The 1262-nt window shown below is 30.8% G+C and carries 1 protein-coding gene; it reads left to right on the top strand.

Annotation, left to right across the window (positions count from 1 at the left end; translation table 11 throughout):
* Positions 1–76 precede the first annotated feature (76 nt).
* Positions 77–1221 (top strand): IS3 family transposase gene (locus P8V03_RS18970; RefSeq protein WP_318799371.1). Its coding sequence is split into 2 segments (ribosomal slippage): positions 77–323 and positions 323–1221, totalling 1146 coding nucleotides; the frame shifts between segments, so codons are not numbered across the junction.
* Positions 1222–1262: the final 41 nt, after the last annotated feature.

Genomic DNA, 1262 nt, shown 5'->3' with positions numbered 1-1262 from the left:
AACTGGTGTTAGTATAATATTGTAGACACAGAAAGCCGAACACTTTAAAATATAAGAAAAAGAAGGAGTGTTTATAATGGCAAGAGGTCAAAAACAATATACAGAAGAATTCAAAAATACAATAGTAGAGCTTTATAACTCTGGAAAAAGCCTAGCAGAGTTAAGTAGTGAATATGCCGTATCAAAATCAACAATAATTGGCTGGATAAAGAAAAATAAGCCTGTTTCTGTGGATAAAGATACAACCATAACAGCAGCAGAATATAAGAACCTATTAAAGAAAAATGCAAAGCTTGAAGAGGAAATCGAAATATTAAAAAAAGCTATGGGCATATTCGCAAGGAAATAACTACTGTATTTGATTTTATTACTAACAACAAGAAATATCATGATATTAAGCTAATGTGTAAAGTTTTAAAGGTGTCTAGGAGCTCTTATTATAGGTATCTAAATAAGAGGCCAAGCAGTCGAGAATTAGAAAATAAAAAGATAGAAAAAGAAATCATAAATATCTACAAAGTGAGTAAGAATCGTTATGGAGCACCAAAAATAAATAAATCACTAAAAGCATTGGGGATAACTATTAGTTTAAAGAGAACTCAACGCTTAATGAAGAAACTTGGGATAAAATCTATAATAATAAAAAAATTTAGACCATCACCATCCAAAAGGAAAATAGTAGATCAAGAAAACGTTTTAAAAAGAAACTTTGAAGCAACTACTATCAACGAAAAGTGGGTAACAGACATCACTTATATCCATACAGTTAAAGACGGTTGGTGTTATTTAGCTTCAGTTATGGATTTATATAGTAGAAAGATAATTGGATATTCTATGTCTAAGTTTATTGACACTTCATTAGCTCTACAGGCTGTAAAAAACGCCGTAAGGCTTCAAAAACCAACTAAGGCTTTAATTTTACATAGTGATTTAGGATGTCAATACACAAGCTCCGCTTTTAAGGTGTACATAGACAGCACTAAATTAATTACCCATTCTTTTAGTTCAAGAGGTTGCCCCTACGATAATGCTTGTATTGAATCTTTTCATGCTTCTTTAAAAAAGGAGGAAGTCCATCTTGTTAGGTATTTTGATTTTAATACTGCTAGGTTAGCAATATTTGAATATATAGAAGCTTGGTATAACAGAAAAAGAATACATAGCAGCATTGGTTATATCTCACCACAAAAATGTGAAGATTTAGCTAGAAGAATTGCATAAAAGGTTCAACTTTTTGTGTCTAAGATATTGACATAGATCCA

The sequence above is a fragment of the Clostridium tanneri genome (assembly GCF_033659955.1).
GTDB lineage: Bacteria > Bacillota > Clostridia > Clostridiales > Clostridiaceae > Clostridium_AM > Clostridium_AM tanneri.
This window is presented reverse-complemented; position numbering and strand designations above follow the sequence as displayed.